General features: G+C 52.0%; 5 protein-coding genes. 2 read left to right on the top strand and 3 right to left on the bottom strand.

All coding sequences use genetic code 11. From position 1 onward, the window contains the following. Together RSA72_RS04995 and RSA72_RS04990 are read left to right on the top strand one after the other, a co-directional pair. Positions 1-196: OmpA family protein (locus RSA72_RS04995; protein ID WP_332632828.1), on the top strand; the 196-nt coding region annotated here is incomplete at its 5' end. A gap of 105 nt (positions 197-301) precedes the next feature. Beyond that, on the top strand, positions 302-832 hold the full coding sequence (locus RSA72_RS04990) for a cysteine peptidase family C39 domain-containing protein (protein WP_332624064.1): 531 nt from the start codon (positions 302-304) through the stop codon (positions 830-832). A 98-nt stretch (positions 833-930) separates the two neighbouring features. Here the strand turns inward: RSA72_RS04990 and RSA72_RS04985 are convergent, their stop codons facing one another. From RSA72_RS04985 to RSA72_RS04975, 3 genes are all read right to left on the bottom strand, one after another. Next, entirely contained in the window at positions 931-2,403 is a 1,473-nt protein-coding gene (locus RSA72_RS04985) for an amino acid permease (RefSeq protein ID WP_332624063.1), read from the bottom strand. After that, positions 2,400-3,437 carry a class I SAM-dependent methyltransferase gene (locus RSA72_RS04980; protein ID WP_332624062.1) on the bottom strand — a complete coding sequence of 346 codons (1,038 nt, stop codon included), beginning with the start codon at positions 3,435-3,437 and terminating at the stop codon, positions 2,400-2,402. Before RSA72_RS04980 ends, RSA72_RS04985 begins: the two co-directional genes overlap by 4 nt. A 66-nt stretch (positions 3,438-3,503) precedes the next feature. After that, positions 3,504-4,874 (bottom strand): uracil-xanthine permease family protein, encoded by a 1,371-nt coding sequence (locus tag RSA72_RS04975; RefSeq protein WP_332624061.1) that lies wholly within the window; start codon positions 4,872-4,874, stop codon positions 3,504-3,506. Positions 4,875-5,023 lie beyond the last annotated feature (149 nt).

Below are 5,023 nucleotides of genomic sequence, written 5' to 3'. Positions count from 1 at the left end.
TCGTGCTAACTCTGTTAAATCTTCACTTGTAAATGAATACAATGTAGATCCAGCGCGTTTGGCTACTCAAGGTTTCGCTTGGGATCAGCCGATTGCTGACAACAACACTAAAGAAGGCCGCGCTATGAACCGCCGCGTATTCGCGACGATTTCTGGCAGCCGCACAGTGATTGTAGAAGGTCAGCAAGCTCAATAATTCATTATTGAACTGATCTGAAAAAAGCAGCCGAAAGGCTGCTTTTTTTATTGTAAAATTCGCGGGTAAATTGAAGATTAACTGTATTGAACTGTGAGATCCGCCTTGAGTTTGCAAATTCCTGAACCCCTGCTACATTTGGAATCCAACTGCGGAGTTTTTGCCGTGTGGATGGTGCTGCGGCATTATGGCGTCAATATGGATATTGAGAGGCTTGCGCAGGCCTGCAGGCATGATGCTGAAGATGGCACTTTCGGCATCGGCTTAGCCGTGGCATTGGAAAAGTTCGGTTTTTCCGTCATGTTTCATACGGATGATGATCCGCATATGCATGAAAAGGAGCTGCCGTGCTATGCGGAAGCCCAAAATCTGAGCATTCCTGTGCTGCCGGCATTGAGCTATCAGGGGCTGCGTGATGCAGTTAATATAGGGTGTTTTGTGATTGTGTTCTACGACACTTTGCAGGGCGTGGGCAACCATTCGCTTATTTATGCCATGGATGAACGGGAAGTCTGCTTTTTTGACAGTTTTGACCCGATGCCGGCAAAGGTTTTTGAGCAGCAGCGGAACGCTGAGGGGATTTGCCGTCAGGCGCTGGTGATTGAGGGCAGTTCATTTGCCTTGCGCTACAGTTAAGCTTAAGCGCAAAAGCCTGCGCGCCGCACCTTGCGGCTGATCAGTTTGATTGCAATAAAAAAACAGCCCGAAGGCTGTTTTTTTATTGATGCGGAAACTTAATCGTCGCTGTCCACGCGCATTGGCTTGACATCCATTTCGCTGTATGGAATCAGCTTGGTTTTATGCTTCCACTTGTAGCCCAGCCAAATGATCAGAAACAGCGGAATGCTGATGTAGGTTGAAGCAAGGCCCAGCCAGTCAATTTTTCCGCCGATCAGCGCTTCATAATTTTGGCCTAGAATAATGATTGAGCACAGGATGAAGGCGAACCACGGCGCAAAAGGGAAAAACTTGGCTTTATAGGCCAAATCATCCAATTTATAGCCCTGCGCCAGATAGCCCTTGCGGAAGCGGTAATGCGAAATCGCAATGCCGAGCCAGACAATAAAGCCGCACATGCCGGACATATTCAGCAGCCAGTTGAAGACTTCCTGCTCGCCGATAAATGTGGTTAAGAAGCACAGCGCAGCGATTGCCGTGGTGGCGTAAAGCGCATTCATTGGAACGCCGCGCGGATCTAACCTGGCGAACCATTTTGGCGCGCGGCCTTGGCGCGCCATGTCAAACAGCATGCGGGTAGATGAATACATGCCTGAGTTGCCCGCAGACAGAATAGCGGTCAGAATTACCGCATTCATTAAGCTGGCGGCGAATGCAAAGCCGGCTTTTTCATACAGCAGGGTAAATGGCGAAAGCGCAATATCTGCGCTGGAAGCCGCCTGCAGCAGGCGCGGATCATCATAAGACACCAATGTGCCGATAATGAAAATGCACACCACATAAAACAGCAGGATGCGCCAGAAAATCTGCTTGATGGCGACAGGAATGGTTTTCTGCGGATCTTTCGATTCGCCGGCAGCCACGCCGACCATTTCGGTGCCCTGGAATGAGAATCCGGCAATCATCGCCACGCCGATCATGGCCTGCAAGCCGCCGACGAAAGGCGCATCGCCTTTGGTCCAGTTGCTGAATGTCGCCATGCCCGGCGTCAGCATGATTTTAACAATCATCGCCATGCCGATAATGATGAATGCGATGATGGCCAGTACTTTGACCAGAGAAAACACGAATTCGCTTTCGCCGAAGCCTTTGACAGTGAGGCAGTTGATCCCGAAAATAATCGCGAGGAAGAGGGCGCTCCAGTAAAATCCGGGCACATCCGGAAACCAGAATTTCATAATGAACTGCACCGCAACCAGTTCAAAGGCGACGGTAATGGCCCAGTTGTACCAGTAGTTCCAGCCCAAGGCGAAGCCGAAACCGCCTTCGACATATTTATTGCCGTAGGTGAAGAAAGCCCCTGAAGTCGGGTTGTGCGTTGCAAGCTCGCCCAAGCTGGTCATCAGGAAGTAAATCATGACGCCAATCAGGGCATAGGCCAGCAAGGCGCCGCCCGGGCCGGCATTGGCGATCGTGGCGCCAGAAGCGAGGAATAGGCCTGTTCCAATTGAACCGCCGATTGCGATCATATTCAGATGGCGGGCGCCCAGCTTCCGCTTGAGGTGCGCCGGTTGAGTCGTTTCGCTCATCGTTGTTCCTTAATATTTTTTTGAGTGCTGGCAAACAGCACTTTAAAGCCTTGCTGATCGGCTTTGGTTATGCATTGGCCGAAGTTCTGCTCAATTAATAATGGGTAATTCAAAAAGCGGTTGGCGACAATCCATAATTCGCCGCCGGATTTCAGATGGCGCCGCGCTGTTTTGCATAAATTTTCACTGGCATTGTAATCGGTATGGATGCCCTGATGGAATGGGGGGTTGCTGACGATTGCGTGCAGGAACAGCGGCGCATCCTCTATGCCGCTGACTGCCTTGATTTCAAGCTGTTCGGGCGCAAGATTGTTTTTGCTGAAGGTCAGGCGGGTGGAAGCCAAAGCGAAAGCGTCGACATCCAGCGCAAAAATGCGGTTTTTCGGGTTCAGCTTGGCCAAATAAGCACTGATCACGCCGGCGCCGCAGCCGAAATCGGCAATTTTACCGGAGCTGACCTGCTGCAGATGCGGCAGCAGCGCGGCTGTGCCGATATCCAGCCGGTTTTGGCTGAATACGCCCGGCAGCGCGCAAATGCTTAAATCGCCTTTCGGCGTATTGACCGTATATTCCTGCACCCAGCTTTCCAGCGGCTTGAGTGTTTCGGTAATCTTGGTGGTGAGCTGCCACATTTGGCAGTGGCGCGCGCTGTCCAGCTTGACGGCATCGCCATAAGGCAGCAGCTGCTTGGCTGCGCGCTCGACGCCGCCTTTTTTCTCGCCGACTAAGAAGATGGATGAGCCGGCTTTCAGCCTGCTGGCCAGATTGTGCAGGATGTAATTCAGCAGTTCTTTTGATTTCGGCACAAACACAATCGCCTGCTCAAATTCCGCTTCAGGCAGGGTAATGCCGAAATGCACCTGGCTTTGGCGGTTCTGAAAGTGCAGATATTCGTTATAATTCCAGGTCCAAAACTGCGCCTCAGCATGGGGCGGCAGCTGCGCCTGCAGCTCATCGCAGGGCGCGTTGACAAGCAGGAGGGGGCCAGTCAGGTAATCTTGCTGACGAAGAACCACTTCACTTCTCGGATCCATTGTTTGCTGCTCCTAAGTAAAAACGGCGCCCAGGCAACGCTGGGCACCGTGCAAACTGAAATGAAATTATTTCTTCGTTTCAGGAAGAATAATGTTGAGTAAAAGCGCTGCGATGCCGCCTGTGGCGACGCCTGAGCTGAAAATATTGCGGATTAATTCCGGAAGGTGCTCCAGAATCTGCGGCACTTGCGCAACGCCAAGGCCCAGCGCCAGCGAAATGGCGATAATCAGCAGGGCGCGGCGGTCTAATTGCACGCCTGACAGAATATTGATGCCGGAAGCTGCGACTGCGCCAAACATCACCATGACTGCGCCGCCCAGCACGGCCTGTGGCACAGCCTGAATGACGCCGGCCACGGCAGGAAACAGGCCGAGGATCACCAGCAGGGCTGCAATCCAGATGCCGACATAGCGGCTGGCGACGCCGGTCAGCTGAATCACGCCATTATTCTGCGCGAATACCGAGCTGGGGAAGGTGTTGAAAATGCCGGCAAGAAAGGAGTTCGCGCCATTCACCAAGACGCCGCCTTTAATGCGCTGCATCCATTGCGGGCCGTCAACCGGCTGGTTGGACAGTTTGGATGTCGCGGTAATATCGCCGATTGCCTCTAAAGACGTCACCAGATAGATGAATGCCATTGGGATGAACAGGCTCCAGGAAAAGCTTAGGCCGAAGTGCATTGGTGTTGGAATCTGCACCAGCGGCGCATCTTTCAGGCCGGAAAAGTCCAGATGGCCCATAAAGCCGGCAACAATGTAGCCAATCACCAAGGCAATTAAAATAGCGGAGCTTTTGATCCAGGTGATGCGCACGCGGTTCAGCACAATAATAATCGCTAAAACCGTGCAGGACATAATCAGGTTGTCTGCATTGGCAAAAGTTTTATCGCCCATCGCCTGATAGCCGCCGCCCATGCTGATCAGGCCTTCCTTAATTAAGGTCAGGCCAATCAGCAGCACTACAATGCCTGTCACTAAAGGGGTAATCAGCTTTTTCACCCACGGCAGGATGCGCGACACCCCCATTTCAATGAATGAGCCTGCAATCACCACGCCGAAAATAGAGGCCATAACCGCTTCAACCGGCGTGCCGGCAGCCACCATGGCGGAGCCGATGCCGATAATCGGGCCGATAAAGTTAAAGCTGGTGCCTTGGACAATCAGCAGGCCTGCGCCAAACGGCCCGGCTTTCTTGCATTGCAGGAATGTGGCAATGCCGGAAATCACCAAAGACATGGAAAGGATCATGTTGGTGTCTTGCTGGGAAACGCCCAAAGCCAGGCAGATCAGCAGGCCGGGCGTGACAATTGGCACAATAATGGCCAGCAGATGCTGAAATGCGGCTAAAAAAGCGATAAACGGTTTGGGGCGGTCATCCAGTCCGTAGACTAAGTCGAGCTGGCCTTTAGAATCGGGAGATTGATTTAAATCAGACATGTGTCAAGGCAAATAGAGGCTAGGTGGCGCTATTCTAATCTGATTGCAGCGCTTTACAAAACCAAAAGCGCGCCGGTCATCAAAAAAATCGGTATTGTCAATAAACTGTCACTACTAAATTCTATTATTTTTCTGTATAATTTGCCCTC

This window comes from Acinetobacter sp. (assembly GCF_036659555.1).
Lineage (GTDB): Bacteria > Pseudomonadota > Gammaproteobacteria > Pseudomonadales > Moraxellaceae > Acinetobacter.
The sequence above is the reverse complement of the archived record's forward strand: the minus strand, read 5'-3'. Positions and strand labels throughout refer to the sequence as shown.

Excerpts from the sequence above, each read along its gene's own strand:
- RSA72_RS04985 (WP_332624063.1), bottom strand. The coding sequence starts at position 2,403 with ATGAGCGAAACGACTCAACCGGCGCACCTCAAGCGGAAGCTGGGCGCC.
- RSA72_RS04980 (WP_332624062.1), bottom strand. The coding sequence starts at position 3,437 with ATGGATCCGAGAAGTGAAGTGGTTCTTCGTCAGCAAGATTACCTGACT.
- RSA72_RS04975 (WP_332624061.1), bottom strand. The coding sequence starts at position 4,874 with ATGTCTGATTTAAATCAATCTCCCGATTCTAAAGGCCAGCTCGACTTA.